Genomic DNA, 14,837 nt, shown 5'->3' with positions numbered 1-14,837 from the left:
CGGCCCGATACGGGTAACGAGAGCCCGTCGATGCTGGTACTGACAGCACCTGGCAACGGCGGTACGGGGACTCGACCATGGGGGGTGTGACGACTGTGGCAGCACCGAGTGAGACCCGGCGCCGGCCGGAGCTGGCGGCGTTCCTGCGCAGCCGGCGGGCGCGGGTGACGCCCGCGGACGTGGGCATGCCGCCGGGGCTGAGACGGCGCACGCCGGGGCTGCGGCGCGAGGAGGTGGCGCAGCTCTCCGGTGTCGGAGTGACCTGGTACACCTGGCTGGAGCAGGGGCGGCCGATCAACGCCTCGCCGCAGGTGCTCGACGCGGTGGCCCGTACGCTGCGGCTCGACCGGCCGGAGCGCGAGCACCTGTACCACCTGGCGGAGGTGGCCTTCGAGCCCGAGGCGGCGCCCGAGGACGTGGTGGCGGTCAGCCCGGAGATCCAGGGCATCCTGGACGCCCTGGTGCCGCTTCCGGCGGTGGTCTACAACGCGCGGTACGACATCCTGGCCACCAACACCACGTACGACCTGCTGTTCGTCCGCGACCGCCAGGGGTCGATGGCCGGCCCGCTCGGCATACGCAACGTCCTGTGGACCCTGTTCACCGTGGACGAGCCGAACTGCCCGGTGGTCGACACGCACCTGGAGCTGCCGCTGATGGTGGCGCAGCTGCGCGGTGCGTACGGGCGCCATGTCGGCGAGCCGGCCTGGGAGTCCTTCGTACGGCTGCTGAGCGAGGCGAGCCCGTACTTCGCGGAGCTGTGGCGCAGCGGCGACGTCCTGCCGCCGGGCACCCGGGTGAAGACCTTCCGGCACGCCCTGGTGGGCGAGATACGGATGACCTCGGTCTCGCTGTCGGTCAACGGGATGCCGGACTGCCGGATCGTCACCTACACGCCGAACGACGAGGAGAGCCGACGGTCCATCGACGTGCTGCTGAAGGCGAGGTGACGCAGCGGAAGGCGGTCAGGGGACAGGAGCGGGAAACGACGAATCCCGCCCCCTGCTGGGGACGGGATCCGGTGACTGTGGAGCTAAGGAGAATTGAACTCCTGACCTCCTGCATGCCATGCAGGCGCTCTACCAACTGAGCTATAGCCCCGCGCGTTCTTCGCGCTCCGCGCTGCGAACAAGATGAACTCTAGCCTGTGACCTGCCGGAAAGTGAAATCGGATCCGGCAGGCCACACGCCAGGGCTCAGGTGTCGTCGCCGAGGACGGGCTCAGGCAGCGTGCCGGCGTTGTGCTCCAGGAGGCGCCAGCCGCGCGCGCCCTCGCCGAGGACGGACCAGCAGCAGTTGGAGAGGCCGCCCAGGGACTCCCAGTGCCGGGCCTCCAGGTCGAGCAGCCGGCCGATCGTGGTGCGGATCGTGCCGCCGTGGCTGACGACGACGAGCGTGCCGTCCTCGGGCAGCTTGTCGGCGTGCTCCAGGACCACCGGGGCGGCCCGGTCGGCCACCTCGGTCTCCAGCTCGCCGCCACCCCGGCGCACCGGCTCGCCGCGCTTCCAGGCGGCGTACTGCTCGCCGTACCGCGCGGTGATCTCGTCGTGTGTCAGGCCCTGCCACTCCCCCGCGTAGGTCTCGCGGAGCCCGGAGTCGAGGGCGACGGTGTGACCGGTGAGGGCGGACAGCTCGGCGGCCGTGGCGGCCGCCCGCTTGAGGTCCGAGGAGACGATGGCGTCCGGCTTCAGCGCGGCGAGCAGCCGGGCGGCCCGGCGCGCCTGGGCGACGCCGGTGCTGGTCAGCTCGATGTCCGTGGAGCCCTGGAAGCGGCGCTCCAGGTTCCAGGAGGTCTGGCCGTGGCGCCACAGCACGATGCGGCGGCCGGTGCCGCCCTTGCCGCTGGTCAGCTCAGCTCACCGTCCGCTCCGTCGGCGCCGGTCAGCCGGGCGTGCTCCTCGGCCTTGCCGCGCGTCTTCAGCGCGTCCTCGGGCAGCGGCAGCTCGGGGCAGTCCTTCCACAGCCGCTCCAGGGCGTAGAAGACGCGCTCCTCGCTGTGCTGGACGTGGACGACGATGTCGACGTAGTCGAGGAGGATCCAGCGGGCGTCGCGGTCGCCCTCGCGGCGCACCGGCTTGGCGCCGAGCTCCTTGAGCAGCCGCTCCTCGATCTCGTCGACGATCGACTTGACCTGGCGGTCGTTGGGTGCGGAGGCGAGCAGGAAGGCGTCGGTGATCGACAGCACGTCGCTGACGTCGTACGCGATGATGTCGTGAGCGAGCCGGTCGGCCGCCGCCTGGGCGGCGGCGTTGACGAGCTCGATGGAGCGATCCGTGGCGGTCACATGCAGGCTTTCGTCGGCGGTCTGAGTCACCTCAAGGGTCTCATGTACCGCCGACGGTCCCGAAAACGATTATCGGAGAGTCACCGCTTGGTGCCGGGGATCTTGTAGTCACCGCCGAGCACGACCGTGACCTGGGCGTTCCCGGTGGGCTTGCCCTTGGTCACGGAGCCGAGGGGCAGGCCGAGGGTCTTGGCGACCTCCACGGCGGTCGCCTTCTGGCTGTCGTCGGCGTAGACGACCTGGGACTTCTCCTCGGTGTCGGCCTTGGTGCCGCCGACCACGGCGTAGCCGCCGTTGATCAGGACCACGCGGGCCGCCTCGGTGGCTTCCTTGCCGGTGGCGTCGCGGATCGCGACCCGGGTGGCGCCGCCCTGGTCGGGGGCGCTGACCTTGCCGCCGAGGATGTCCTTGACCACGCTGTCGCTGGTGGCCTCGCTGAGCGAGCCGTCGGGCTCGACGGGCAGGAGGGCGGTCTTGTAGTCGCCGACCTTGGCGTGCTCGGCGAGCTTGGCGAGGGAGGCGCCGAGGTCCTTCTCGGGCAGCGACGGGTCGAGGATCTGGGCGAGGGTCTCGACGGTCATCGTGGCGGCCTTGGGATCGTCGGAGATCTTCCGCAGCACCCCGTACAGCACCTGGCCGAACCGCTGGAGCTGCTTGGCCTCGGCCTCGCCGGGCGCCCGGTAGGTGGCGTAGGCGACGGCGGCGCGGCCGTTGAGGGTCTGGTTCTCGCCCTTCCTGACCAGCGGCTCCGCGCCGGGCTTCTCGCCGGGCACGTCGGTGTCGGTGGTGATGTCGATGTTGCTGACCAGCTCGACGAGGTTCTCCAGGTACGGGGTGTCGAGCCGCCAGGTGCCGGTGATCTTGGCGCCGAGGAGGTTGCCGATGGCCTCGCGGGTGCCGCTGGAGCCGTCGTCCTCGACGGACTTGGCGAGCGTCGTGGTGGAGCCCTCGTCGTCGGCGACGGCGAGCGAGTTGGGGAGCAGGACGGTGGTGCCCTGCTTGGTGGTGGTGTTGTCCACGAGGAGGGCGGTGGAGGTGCCGCCGCCCTTGGTGTTGTGCAGGTGGACGACGATGGTGTCGCGCTGCTGCGGCCCGGTGGCGGTGTTCTGCTGCTGCGTGTCGCCGGACGTGCCGGGGAGCTTGCCGGCCGACCAGAGCCAGCCGACGCCGCCGACGACGGCGAGCGCGAGGACGACGACGAGGGCGACGACGCGGTTGCGGCCGCGGCGGCGGGCCTCCTCGCGGCGCTCGGACCGGCTCTCGGTGAACTTCAGCCAGTCGATGACGTCCTCGGAGTCCTCGTCGGGCTCCTCGATGAACGAGAACTGCTCGGTGCGGTACGCGCGGCCGGCGTCGTCCGGCGCCGGCCGCTGCCCGGGTACGGGCGCGGGCGCGGGCCCGGCGGACGCCCGCTCCTGGGCCGGAGCCGGGACGGGGGCGGGCGCCTGCGGCGGGACCTGGGGGGTCTGCGGCGCGGGCGCGGGCTCGGTCTGGACGGCCCACTGCTGCCCGGTCTGACCGGTGGCGTCGTAGGAGGTGTAGTCGTACGCGGAGGGCTGCGCGGCGTACGGGTCGTACTGCGGCTGCTGCTGCGGCTGCTGTCCGTACGGGTCGTAGCCGTAGCCCTGGGGCTGCGCCGGGGGCTGCTCCACCGGCGGCCGGGGGGCCTGCGGCTGCTGCTGGTGCTGGTGCTGCTGTCCGTACGGGTCGTACTGGTCGTACTCGTAGTGCTGCTGCGGGACCTGCTGGTACACCGGCTGCCCGTACGCGTCGTAGCCGATGATCTGCGGCTGCTGGTAGTACGGGTCGTACGGGTTCTGCTGATCGTTCACCGGTGGCCCTCCCCGAGGCTCACTCGCCGCGGTACAACTGGCGCTTGTCGATGTAGCGCACCACACCGTCCGGGACCAGATACCAGACCGGGTCGCCCTGCGCGACCCTCGCCCGGCAGTCCGTGGAGGAGATGGCGAGCGCGGGGACCTCGACCAGCGACACCCCGCCCTTGGGCAGGCCGTCGTCGGTGAGGTCGTGACCGGGGCGGGTGACGCCGATGAAGTGCGCGAGCGCGAACAGTTCCTCGGCGTCGCGCCAGGTGAGGATCTGGGACAGGGCGTCGGCGCCGGTGATGAAGAAGAGGTCCGAGTCCGTATTGAGGTCGCGCAGGTCCCGCAGCGTGTCGATGGTGTACGTCGCGCCGCCGCGGTCGATGTCGATGCGGCTGACGGAGAACTGCGGGTTGGACGCGGTGGCGATGACCGTCATCAGATAGCGGTCCTCGGCCGGCGAGACGGCCTTGTGGCTCTTCTGCCACGGCTCTCCGGTCGGCACGAACACCACCTCGTCGAGGTGGAACAGGGCGGCCACCTCGCTGGCGGCCACCAGGTGTCCGTGATGGATCGGGTCAAACGTTCCGCCCATCACGCCGAGTCGGCGTTTGCCGCGACCGCCAGTAGGCATTTCCTGCTCTCCCATGCGTGCAGAGCCTACTGGCACGGCGACGGACGCCGGATCAGCGGCCTCCGGCTCAGCGGTCGCGGTTGAAGCGGGTGGTGATCCACAGCAGCAGAAGGAGCGCGAGCAGGGCGCCGCCACCCGTGATGAACGGGTTGAGGCTTTCGTGGTTGCCGCCTTCGGCACCCTCGGCGAGCGTGACCAGGTTGGCGGCGGTGGCGTGGAGGCTCATCTTCGGCAGGACCTTCGATCGGGGATGGGAGCGGAGACTTCGCGCACATCGTATGCGGCGCGTCGCCGAGCGCTCACGCCGACTCAGGCGTTGGCGTCACCGGGACCGTTCTCTGCGCGCGTCGCGGCGGCCCGCGACCCGCCTTCCGCGTCCTCACGGGCCGGGGCCCCGGCCCGGCCCGCGGCCTCTGCCCCGGACGCCCCGGACGCCTCGGGGGCTTCGGAGTCCTCGGCACCCTTGCCGTAGCCGCGCACCAGGAACCAGACGAGCAGGGCACCGCCGACCATCGAGACGAGCAGCACGATCCGCAGCGTGTCGCCCAGCCCCTGCGTGGAGGCGGCGGCGAGCAGGGAGGCGACGGCGGTGGTCGCGGTGTCCGTCATGGTGTCGTGCTCCTCGGTTGTCCACAGCGCCCGAGTTATCCACAGGCTCCGGCACACGGTAGCCCCCTCGCCTAGGCTGGGTCGCGTCAGGGGGACGAGCATCGACTCGTACGAACAGGGGGCATCCATGACCGACAACCAGGAGAACCTGCCGGGCCGGCGGCGCAAGCGCTTCCCCGGTATCTCCTCTCGGGCCTACGAACACCCGGCCGACCGCTCGGCGCTGGTCGCGCTGCGCAAGCTGAGCGGCTTCGACACCGTCTTCAAGGCGCTGAGCGGGCTGCTGCCCGAGCGCAGTCTGCGGCTCCTCTTCCTCTCCGAATCCGTGCGGGTGAGCGACGCCCAGTTCCCGCACCTCAACGCCATGCTGCGGGACGCCTGTTACATCCTGGACCTCGAGAAGGTTCCGCCGATGTACGTCACGCAGGACCCGCAGCCGAACGCGATGTGCATCGGCCTCGACGAGCCGATCATCGTCGTCACCACCGGTCTGGTGGAGCTGCTCGACGAGGAGGAGATGCGGGCCGTCGTCGGGCACGAGGTGGGTCACGCGCTCTCGGGCCACTCCGTCTACCGCACGGTGCTGCTCTTCCTCACCAGCCTGGCCCTCAAGGTCGCCTGGATACCGCTGGGGAACGTGGCGATCATGACGATCGTCACCGCGCTGCGCGAGTGGTTCCGCAAGTCGGAGCTCTCGGCCGACCGGGCCGGGCTGCTCGTGGGCCAGGACCTGCAGGCGTCGATGCGCGGCCTGATGAAGATCGCGGGTGGCAACCACCTGCACGAGATGAACGTGGACGCGTTCCTCGCCCAGGCCGACGAGTACGAGAAGGGCGGCGACCTGCGCGACTCCGTGCTGAAGATCCTGAACGTGCTGCCGCGCTCGCACCCGTTCCCCACGATCCGGGCGGCCGAGCTGAAGAAGTGGTCGGAGACCCGCGACTACCAGCGGATCATGGACGGCCACTACCCGAAGCGCTCGGAGGACAAGGACACCTCGGTGACCGACTCGTTCCGCGAGTCGGGACGGCACTACGCGGACTCCGTGCGCAGCAGCAGGGATCCGCTGATGAAGCTGGTCAGCGACATAGCCGGCGGCGCCGGGGACCTCGCGGGCGACCTCGGCGGGAAGCTGTTCGGCCGGTTCGGCAACGGCAGCAGCGGCAACGGCAGCAGCGGCGGCGACGGCAAGGACGGAGGCGGCAAGGACGGAGGCGGCAAGAGCGGGCCTGACGCAGAAGCTCAGGGTCCCGCTCAGGGCTCGACGGGCACGCCCGGCGACGGCCGCGGCTCCGGGCAGGGGCCCGACCAGGGGCCCGGCCAGGGCTCGGGTCAGAACGAGGGCTGAGCGCTCGGGGCGAGCACGCCGCAGAGCGAGGAGACGGCGGGCGCGGCCGTGGCGTACGGGTCGGTGGCGGCCTGCCGGCTCCGGTCGGCGGCCCGCTCGCCCGCCAGCAGGGGACGCAGCGAGCCGGTGGTGTCGGCGTCGCAGGACTGCGGGCCGGCCTGGACGGCGCTGGTGAGCAGCTCGGCGCGGTGCGCCTGCAGGTCCTCGCGGTCGAAGCGGAAGCGCAGCTCGCGGTGGACGGTGAACAGCGAGGCCCGCGGGGCCGGGCCGTTGCCGGCGGTGGCGGGACGGACGGCGTAGGTGAAGGTGTGGTCCGCCGTGACCTCCAGGAGGTCCGGGTTGATCTCCGCGAAGCGGAGGGTGCCCTGGACTCGGACGGAGGGGTCGGCGAGGACGACCCGGTGGGGGTCGAAGCGGACCAGCCAGCCGGCGACGGCGTGCCGGCCGTCGTCCTTGGGCGACTCGACGCTGTGGTCGAACTGCTCCTGCTGGTCGGGATCGATCAGCAGGCGGGGCGGACGGACGGTGAGACCGGCCAGGACGCCCGGATCGAGGGAGGAGGCGACCAGGTAGTCCTTGGCGATGCCGAGGGCCGTGACGACCTGGGACTCGGAGAAGTGGGTGGTGCGCCCGGCCAGCGGGAGGTTGATGCCGGCGGCGCCGACGCGGAACTCGGCGGCGGGGCTGTGCGCGAAGAGCTGTTCCGGGGTGCCGCCCGGAACCGGGCCCTGGGGGGTGAGCGGGACCACCGTGGAGCGAAGCGGCTCGGCCGGCTGGTCGACGGGGGGCTGGTAGGGGTTGCGGACGCCGAGATAGACGGCGGTGCCGAAGGCCAGGAGGATCAGCAGGACGAGCAGCAGGGCCTGCCGGGAGCCGCTGCGGCCCTCCCAGGACGACCGGGTGCGGACGGCCTGGGCGTGCTCGCCCATCCGTTCCCGGGCGGAGAACTCCTGGAGGCGGGCAGCCCGGACGAACGCCTCGTCGAAGACGACGGATCGGTATTCGTCCTCACCGCCGGGGAGTCCCTCAGGGGTCCCCTCAGGCGGGTCGCCACGCCCTGCCATACCTTCAGGGTAGGTCGGCGGAAGCCCCCGTAAACGCCCAGGTACACGACAACTTCGGAAGAAACCGACCGGCGCTGCGACGAACGGGTCACGGGGTGCCGGGTGCGGCCGGAACGGCGGGGGCGGACGGCGCGGTGGCCATGGTGGGGACGGCGCGCGGTTTGTCGACGTCGGTGGTGGCCGGCGGCTGGATGCGGTCCTGCCGGTTGTTGGACGCGCCCCGGTAGACGGCGCTGAAGGCGAGGGCGACCATGCCGACGCCCATCACCAGGGCGAGCACCCAGGCGACCGGGCGGTGCCAGCGGGCGCTGCTCCGGTAGGGGCGCAGGGCACCGCCGTGCGGGCCGTAGGGGTCGAGCTCGTCCTCGGCGGTGTCCGGGTCGTAGCCCTCGGGGAGGCGGCCGCCGTCGTAGGCGTCGTCGTAGAGGTCGTCGTCGGCCAGACCGGCCACGGCCCGGGCGCGGGCGGCCTCGGCCTCGGCGCGGGCCTGGGCGGCGGCGAGCAGCCGCTCGACGGCGGTGGGCTCGTGGAAGGCGGCGGCCCGTACGAAGTCCTCGTCGAAGACCACGGTGGCGAAGTCGTCGTCTGCGCCGCCGCGGTCGACAGAGTCCTCGGGGTCCCCGCCGTTCTGGAACGGCCTGCCCCCCACGTCGTCCGGCACGGGTTCAGAGTAGACCCGGCGGGGCGTTTTGGGCAGGGAAAGCGCGAGCCGTCCCTGCCCCGTACCCGCCGTCGTCCGAGCTGCGCCGGGGCGGGCGGGGTCTGCCGGACGAGTGGTTCGCCGGTTACCGGATGTGACCGTCGCCGGTCACGATGTACTTGGTGGAGGTGAGTTCCGGGAGGCCCATCGGGCCCCGGGCGTGCAGCTTCTGGGTGGAGATGCCGATCTCGGCGCCGAAGCCGAACTGTCCGCCGTCCGTGAAGCGGGTGGAGGCGTTGACGGCGACGGTGGTGGAGTCGACCAGCTGGGTGAAGCGGCGGGCCGCGGCCTGGGAGGTGGTGACGATGGCCTCGGTGTGACCGGAGGTCCAGAGCCGGATGTGCTCGACGGCCCGGTCCAGGGAGTCGACGACGGCGGCGGCGATGTCGTACGAGAGGTACTCGGTCTCCCAGTCCTCGGGGGTGGCCGGGACGACGGTGGCCTTGCTGCCCTCGGCGAGGGCGAGGACCCGCTCGTCGGCGTGGACGGTGACGCCGGCCTCGGCCAGGGCGTCGAGGGCGCGCGGCAGGAAGGCGGCGGCGATGTCCTGGTGGACGAGGAGGGTCTCGGCGGAGTTGCAGACGCTGACCCGCTGGGCCTTGGAGTTGACGAGGATGTCGACGGCCATGTCGATGTCGGCCTCGGCGTCCACGTAGACGTGGCAGTTGCCGGTGCCGGTCTCGATGACGGGGACGGTGGACTCCTCGACGACCGTCTTGATGAGGGAGGCGCCGCCGCGCGGGATGAGGACGTCGACGAGGCCGCGGGCGCGCATCAGCTCGCGCACCGAGTCACGGGACTCGCCGGGGACGAGCTGGATGGCGTCGGCGGGCAGCCCGGCGCCGCCGACGGCGTCGCGGACCACCTTCACCAGGGCGCTGTTGGAGGAGTACGCGGAGGACGAGCCGCGCAGCAGGACGGCGTTGCCGGACTTGAGGCAGAGGGCGGCGGCGTCGACGGTGACGTTGGGCCGGGCCTCGTAGATGATGCCGACCACGCCGAGCGGGACGCGGATCTGGCGCAGGTCGATGCCGTTGGGCAGGGTGGAGCCGCGGACGACCTCGCCGACCGGGTCGGGCAGGGCGGCCACGTGCCGGACGTCGGCGGCGATGGCCCGGACCCGCTCGGGGGTGAGGGTGAGCCGGTCGATGATGGCCTCGCTGGTGCCGGCCTCGCGGGCGCGCGCGATGTCCTCGGCGTTGGCCTCGACGATCTCGGCCGTGCGGACCTCCAGGGCGTCCGCGACGGCGAGCAGGGCGTCGTCCTTCGCCGCGCGCGGGAGTGGCGCGATCTCGGCGGCCGCGGCGCGGGCCCGGTAGGCGGCCTGGGTGACCGGGGACATGTTGTCGAAGGGCATGAGCGAGGTCATGTCCGCAGGGTACTGGCACCACTGCGGACATCCCTCACGTGTCCGCCGGCCGTCCCGTCCTTCGAGACGTCGGCGGGCGGGCACCGGCCGGCCCGGCTTTGGCCGGATCCGAGTGCCGGACGCCGACGTCTCGCTCTGCCCCGGCCCCGGCGCTCAGCAGGGCCTGCCCCGCCCCCGCGCTCGGTAGGGGTGGACGCCGACCGGCGCTCAGTAGGGGTGGACGCCGACCGGCGCTCAGTAGGGGTGGACGCCGACCGGCGCTCAGTAGGGGTGGACGCCGACCGGGGCGGCCGGCGGCGGGCCGTAGCCCTCGGCGATCCGCTGGTGGTAGGTCTCGCGGTCGATGACCTCCAGGCCGACGATCTCCCACGGCGGCAGCTGGGCGCTCAGCCGGTGTTCGCCCCACAGCCGCAGCGCGACGGCCGCGGCGTCGTGGAGGTCGCGGGCCTCCTCCCAGTAGCGGATCTCGGCGTGGTCGTGGGCATAGCGGCTGGTCAGCAGGAAGGGGTGGTCGTGGGCCAGCTGTTCCAGGGCCCGGCGCACCTCCTTCAGCGGGGCCGCCCGCCCGGAGACGCTGAGGGTGATGTGCCAGAGCTTCGACACCTCCACCGCCGCCTCCCGGTCCCGTGCCCCTGTGTCCTCGGCGGATTCCTCGTCCATGTCGTCGATGTCGTCGAAGTCGTCGAAGTCGGCTCCGGCCTCGACGCTCGTCAGGGCGCGTTCGGCCGTCCCGCGGGGGTGTGCCCCTGGGCGCGCTCGTCTCACCGGCGGCCTCCTGTGTGATGCCTGTGCTGCGTGCTTGTCGCATGCTGCTGCGTTCTGCTGCGCGTGCTGTCTTCTCCCGCCCCTCTTGTCCCCGAGACAAAGTTGACCAGTCCGGGGCGGGGCATGGGGCGGTTTTGGTAAAGGTCCCTACCGGATGACCAGACTTTCAGCCGTTTCGGTTCACAGGTGGGAGTTTCACGAGCCGCTCACATCACGACGAGGTCGTCGCGGTGCACGACCTCGCGCTCGTACTCGGGGCCCAGTTCGCGGGCCAGGTCGCGGGTGGAGCGGCCGAGCAGCTGGGGCAGTTCCTTGGCGTCGAAGTTGACGAGGCCACGGGCGACGGCGCGGCCCGCGGTGTCGCGCAGCTCCACCGGGTCGCCGGCCGAGAACTCGCCCTCGACGGCGGCGATTCCGGCGGCGAGCAGCGACTTCTTGCCCTCGACCACGGCCGTCACGGCCCCGTCGTCGAGGACCAGCGCGCCCTGCGGGGTGGAGGCGTGGGCGAGCCAGAGCAGCCGGTCGGCGGAGCGGCGGCCGGTGCGGTGGAAGTACGTGCCGGTGTCGCGGCCGGCGAGGGCGTCGGCGGCGCGGCTGGCGGAGGTGAGGACGACGGGGATGCCGGCGGCCGCGGCGATCCGGGCCGCCTCGACCTTGGTGACCATGCCGCCGGTGCCGACGCCCGCCTTGCCGGCCGAGCCGATCTCGACGTGGGCGATGTCGTCGGGGCCGCTGACCTCCGCGATGCGCGAGGTGCCGGGCTTGGCCGGGTCGCCGTCGTAGAGCCCGTCTACGTCCGAGAGCAGCACGAGCAGGTCGGCGCGGACGAGGTGGGCGACGAGGGCGGCGAGCCGGTCGTTGTCGCCGAACCGGATCTCGTCGGTGGCGACGGTGTCGTTCTCGTTGACGACCGGCAGCGCGCCCATGTCGAGCAGCTGGTCGAGGGTCCGGTAGGCGTTGCGGTAGTGGGCGCGCCGGCTGGTGTCGTCGGTGGTGAGCAGCACCTGGCCGACCCGCACCCCGTAGCGGGCGAAGGAGGCGGTGTAGCGGGCGACGAGCAGGCCCTGACCGACGCTGGCGGCGGCCTGCTGCCGGGCCAGGTCCTTGGGGCGGCGGGTCAGGCCGAGCGGGGCGAGGCCGGCCGCGATGGCGCCGGAGGAGACCAGGACGATCTCCTTCTCGCCGCCGCTGCGGACCTTGGCGAGGACGTCCACGAGGGCGTCCACGCGGTCGGCGTCGAGCCCGCCGGACGCGGTGGTCAGCGAGGACGAGCCGACCTTCACGACGATCCTGCGGGCTTCCGTCACGTACTGCCTTGCCACTGTCACCTGCGTCGTCCTTGCCGTCGTGCTCGCGGTCCTGCTCGCGGCCCTGCTCGTGATCCTGATCGGCAGGCAATCTACGCGAGCCGGATCGGCCGCCGCCCGCCTATTCCGCGAGCTGGACCGGCTCCGGCCGGACCGGCCCGGGCCCGGCGGGGCTCCCAGTGTGCGCCGCCCAGGCCGAGGCGATCATGGCGCGGACGTCGTGGCGGGCCTTCCAGTCCAGCTCGGCGGAGATCCGCTCGGCCGACGCCACCACCTTCGCCGGGTCGCCGGGGCGGCGCGCGACGACCTCGGGGGCGACCGGGCGGCCGGTCACCTCGCGGATCAGGTCGATCATCTCCCGTACGGAGACGCCTTCGCCGCGCCCGATGTTGAGGGTCAGGTCGCGCGGCTCGCCGGCCGCCGCGTACGCGTCGAGGCGGCGGGCGGCGGCCAGATGGGCGTCGGCGAGGTCGGCGACGTGGATGTAGTCGCGGACGCAGGTGCCGTCGGGGGTCGCGTAGTCGTCGCCGAAGATCAGCGGCGGCAGGCCGGCGTCGAGCCGCTGGAAGACCATCGGTACGAGGTTGTGCACGCCGGTGTCGGCGAGCGCGGGCTCGGCGGTGCCGGCCACGTTGAAGTAGCGCAGACAGGAGGTGGCCATGCCGTGGGCGCGGCCGACGGCGCGCACCATCCACTCGCCCGTGACCTTCGTCTCCCCGTACGGGCTGAGCGGGGCGCACGGGGTGTCCTCGGTCACCAGGTCGGTGTCGGGCATCCCGTACACCGAGGCGGAGGAGGAGAAGAGGAAGCCGCGCACACCGGCCGCGGCGGCCGCCTCCAGGAGGATCTGGAGGCCGGTCACGTTCTCGCGGTAGTAGAGGAGCGGGCGTTCGACGGATTCGCCGACGGCCTTCTTCGCGGCGAGGTGCACGATCCCGTGGATCCGGTGCTCGCGCAGCACGCGGTCGACGAAGGGCCGGTCGAGGACGGTGCCGCGCTCCAGCGGCACGCCCGCCGGGACCCTCGCCGGGTCGCCGGTGGACAGGTCGTCCAGGACGACGACCCGTTCGCCGGCCTCGGCCATGGACTTGACGACATGGGAACCGATGTAGCCGGCGCCGCCGGTGATGAGCCACGTCATTCGGGCACCCTAACGCGAATCGCCCGGCGGGTGGCGCGGGGACTGAACGATCAGCCCCCGCGACCGCCTCCGCGCGGCCGGCCCCGCAGGGTCAGGGGCCCGCGACCGCCTCCGCGCGGCGGTCCCGCAGGGGCAGGCCCCACGCGACCGCCTCCGCGCCGCCGTCCCGCAGGTCAGCCCCCGCGCGACCGGCCCGGCAGGGTCAGCTCCGCGAGGCCAGCGAGGTCCGGAACGCCACGCACTCCTCGTACACCGGCAGGATCCCGGCCTCGCGGGCCTGGGCGAGGGTCGGGCTCTGGGCGTCCTTGGCGGACAGCTCGGGCTCGCCGTCGACCGGCCACTCGATGGCGATCTCCGGGTCGAGCGGGTGGATCCCGTGCTCGCGCTGCGGCGCGTACCCCTCGGAGCAGAGGTACGAGACGGTGGCGTCGTCCGTCAGCGCGCAGAAGCCGTGGCCGAGGCCCTCGGAGAGGTAGACGGCCTTGCGGTCCTGGTCGTCGAGGCGGACGGCCTCCCAGCGGCCGAAGGTCGGCGAGCCGACCCGGACGTCGACGATGATGTCGAGCACCGCGCCGCGCACGCACGTCACGTACTTCGCCTGGCCGGGCGGCACGTCGGCGAAGTGGATGCCGCGCACGACGCCGGCGGAGGAGACGGAGAGGTTGCCCTGCTTGAGGTTCAGGGGGTGACCGACGGCCTCGGTGAGCACGTCCGCCTTGTACCACTCCAGGAACAGACCGCGGGCGTCACCGTGCTGCTGCGGGACGAACTCCCAGGCACCTTCGATGCCGAGCGGGTTGACCTTCATGGATAGTGCCGCTTCCTTTTAATGGACTTCTCAGGAATGGACCGCGCGGGCCCGGACCGGACCGGACCGTGCCGGACCGCGCGCGGGACGGACCGCTCAGGCCCGCTCGGCCTCGTACGCGAGCAGGTCGAGCAGGTAGTCGCCGTATCCACTCTTGGTGAGCGGCTCGGCGAGGCGGCGCAGGTGGGCGTCGTCGATGAAGCCGGCCCGCCAGGCGGCCTCCTCCAGGCAGCCGATCTTCATGCCCTGGCGCTCCTCGACCACGCGGACGTACTCGGACGCCTGGACGAGGGACTGGAAGGTGCCGGTGTCCAGCCAGACGGTGCCGCGGTCCAGGACCGAGACCTGGAGCTCGCCGCGGTCCAGGTAGTAGCGGTTGACGTCGGTGATCTCCAGCTCGCCGCGGGCGCTCGGCTCCAGGCCCTTGGCGATCTCGACGACCCGGCTGTCGTAGAAGTAGAGGCCCGGCACCGCGTAGCGGGACTTCGGGTTCTTCGGCTTCTCCTCGATGGAGCGGGCGCGGCCGTTCTCGTCGAAGTCGACGACACCGTAGGCGGTGGGGTCGGACACGGCGTGCGCGAAGACCACGCCGCCCGCGGGCTTGCTGTAGTCGGCGAGCTGCCGGCCGAGGCCGACGCCGTGGAAGATGTTGTCGCCGAGGATCAGGGCGACGGGGTCGTCACCGATGAACTCCTCGCCGATGACGAACGCCTCGGCGATGCCGTTGGGGTGCTCCTGCGTGGCGAAGGTGATGTCGAGCCCGAAGTCGGACCCGTCGCCGAGCAGGCGCTCGAACTGCGGGCGCTCCTCGGGGCCGGTGATGACCAGGATCTCCCGGATCCCCGCCATCACGAGGGTGGTCAGGGGGTAGTAGATCATCGGCTTGTCGAAGACCGGCATCAGCTGCTTCGACACGGCCCGGGTGATCGGCCAGAGTCGGGAGCCGGTACCACCGGCGAGCAAAATTCCACGCATGGGCAAGCAG

The 14,837-nt window shown here is 72.1% G+C and carries 16 protein-coding genes and 1 tRNA gene; 2 read left to right on the top strand and 15 right to left on the bottom strand.

All coding sequences use genetic code 11. From position 1 onward, the window contains the following. Positions 1-77 precede the first annotated feature (77 nt). Positions 78-950: a helix-turn-helix transcriptional regulator gene (locus tag ACIRSU_RS17520; RefSeq protein ID WP_403792988.1), complete on the top strand. Its 873-nt coding sequence runs from the start codon at positions 78-80 to the stop codon at positions 948-950. Between the two features lie 78 nt (positions 951-1,028). Here ACIRSU_RS17520 and ACIRSU_RS17515 read toward each other — a convergent pair. The 7 genes from ACIRSU_RS17515 to ACIRSU_RS17485 form a co-directional block, all read right to left on the bottom strand. After that, positions 1,029-1,101, bottom strand: a tRNA-Ala gene (locus tag ACIRSU_RS17515). A 95-nt stretch (positions 1,102-1,196) separates the two neighbouring features. Beyond that, entirely contained in the window at positions 1,197-1,850 is a 654-nt protein-coding gene (locus ACIRSU_RS17510) for a histidine phosphatase family protein (protein ID WP_403793620.1), read from the bottom strand. Next, a complete protein-coding gene (rsfS, locus tag ACIRSU_RS17505; protein ID WP_403792986.1) occupies positions 1,847-2,284 on the bottom strand; it encodes a ribosome silencing factor in 438 nt (145 codons plus the stop codon). Before rsfS ends, ACIRSU_RS17510 begins: the two co-directional genes overlap by 4 nt. Positions 2,285-2,364: 80 nt before the next feature. Then, positions 2,365-4,116 (bottom strand): LCP family protein, encoded by a 1,752-nt coding sequence (locus ACIRSU_RS17500; RefSeq protein ID WP_403792985.1) that lies wholly within the window; start codon positions 4,114-4,116, stop codon positions 2,365-2,367. A 19-nt stretch (positions 4,117-4,135) separates the two neighbouring features. Then, a complete protein-coding gene (nadD, locus tag ACIRSU_RS17495) occupies positions 4,136-4,756 on the bottom strand; it encodes a nicotinate-nucleotide adenylyltransferase (protein WP_403792983.1) in 621 nt (206 codons plus the stop codon). Between the two features lie 52 nt (positions 4,757-4,808). Beyond that, positions 4,809-4,967 (bottom strand): hypothetical protein, encoded by a 159-nt coding sequence (locus ACIRSU_RS17490; protein ID WP_403792981.1) that lies wholly within the window; start codon positions 4,965-4,967, stop codon positions 4,809-4,811. Between the two features lie 83 nt (positions 4,968-5,050). Next, positions 5,051-5,350 carry a hypothetical protein gene (locus tag ACIRSU_RS17485; RefSeq protein ID WP_403792979.1) on the bottom strand — a complete coding sequence of 100 codons (300 nt, stop codon included), beginning with the start codon at positions 5,348-5,350 and terminating at the stop codon, positions 5,051-5,053. Positions 5,351-5,477: 127 nt separating this feature from the next. On the opposite strand from ACIRSU_RS17485, the gene ACIRSU_RS17480 reads away from it, so the two are divergent. Further along, positions 5,478-6,698 (top strand): M48 family metallopeptidase, encoded by a 1,221-nt coding sequence (locus ACIRSU_RS17480; RefSeq protein ID WP_403792977.1) that lies wholly within the window; start codon positions 5,478-5,480, stop codon positions 6,696-6,698. Here ACIRSU_RS17480 and ACIRSU_RS17475 read toward each other — a convergent pair. The 8 genes from ACIRSU_RS17475 to rfbA all read right to left on the bottom strand — a co-directional run bounded on the left by ACIRSU_RS17475 (position 6,683) and on the right by rfbA (position 14,827). Further along, a complete protein-coding gene (locus ACIRSU_RS17475) occupies positions 6,683-7,762 on the bottom strand; it encodes a hypothetical protein (RefSeq protein ID WP_403792975.1) in 1,080 nt (359 codons plus the stop codon). The genes ACIRSU_RS17480 and ACIRSU_RS17475 overlap by 16 nt on opposite strands. Positions 7,763-7,850: 88 nt before the next feature. Continuing rightward, on the bottom strand, positions 7,851-8,423 hold the full coding sequence (locus tag ACIRSU_RS17470; RefSeq protein WP_403792973.1) for a hypothetical protein: 573 nt from the start codon (positions 8,421-8,423) through the stop codon (positions 7,851-7,853). A gap of 124 nt (positions 8,424-8,547) precedes the next feature. Next, the gene (locus tag ACIRSU_RS17465; RefSeq protein WP_403792972.1) at positions 8,548-9,831 is read right to left on the bottom strand and encodes a glutamate-5-semialdehyde dehydrogenase; all 1,284 of its coding nucleotides are present in this window, start codon (positions 9,829-9,831) and stop codon (positions 8,548-8,550) included. A 261-nt stretch (positions 9,832-10,092) separates the two neighbouring features. Beyond that, positions 10,093-10,596, bottom strand: coding sequence for a hypothetical protein (locus ACIRSU_RS17460; RefSeq protein WP_403792970.1), 504 nt, complete (start codon positions 10,594-10,596; stop codon positions 10,093-10,095). A gap of 206 nt (positions 10,597-10,802) precedes the next feature. Then, positions 10,803-11,903 (bottom strand): glutamate 5-kinase, encoded by a 1,101-nt coding sequence (proB, locus tag ACIRSU_RS17455; protein ID WP_403793618.1) that lies wholly within the window; start codon positions 11,901-11,903, stop codon positions 10,803-10,805. 121 nt (positions 11,904-12,024) lie between these two features. After that, positions 12,025-13,044, bottom strand: a complete 1,020-nt coding sequence (galE, locus tag ACIRSU_RS17450) for a UDP-glucose 4-epimerase GalE (RefSeq protein ID WP_403792968.1) — start codon at positions 13,042-13,044, stop codon at positions 12,025-12,027. Positions 13,045-13,246: 202 nt separating this feature from the next. Further along, positions 13,247-13,852, bottom strand: coding sequence for a dTDP-4-dehydrorhamnose 3,5-epimerase (rfbC, locus tag ACIRSU_RS17445; RefSeq protein ID WP_403792966.1), 606 nt, complete (start codon positions 13,850-13,852; stop codon positions 13,247-13,249). 96 nt (positions 13,853-13,948) lie between these two features. Continuing rightward, positions 13,949-14,827: a glucose-1-phosphate thymidylyltransferase RfbA gene (gene rfbA / locus ACIRSU_RS17440; RefSeq protein WP_403792964.1), complete on the bottom strand. Its 879-nt coding sequence runs from the start codon at positions 14,825-14,827 to the stop codon at positions 13,949-13,951. Between the last annotated feature and the right edge of the window lie 10 nt (positions 14,828-14,837).

This window comes from Streptomyces sp. NPDC101160 (assembly GCF_044768205.1).
Classification (GTDB): domain Bacteria; phylum Actinomycetota; class Actinomycetes; order Streptomycetales; family Streptomycetaceae; genus Streptomyces.
This window is presented reverse-complemented; position numbering and strand designations above follow the sequence as displayed.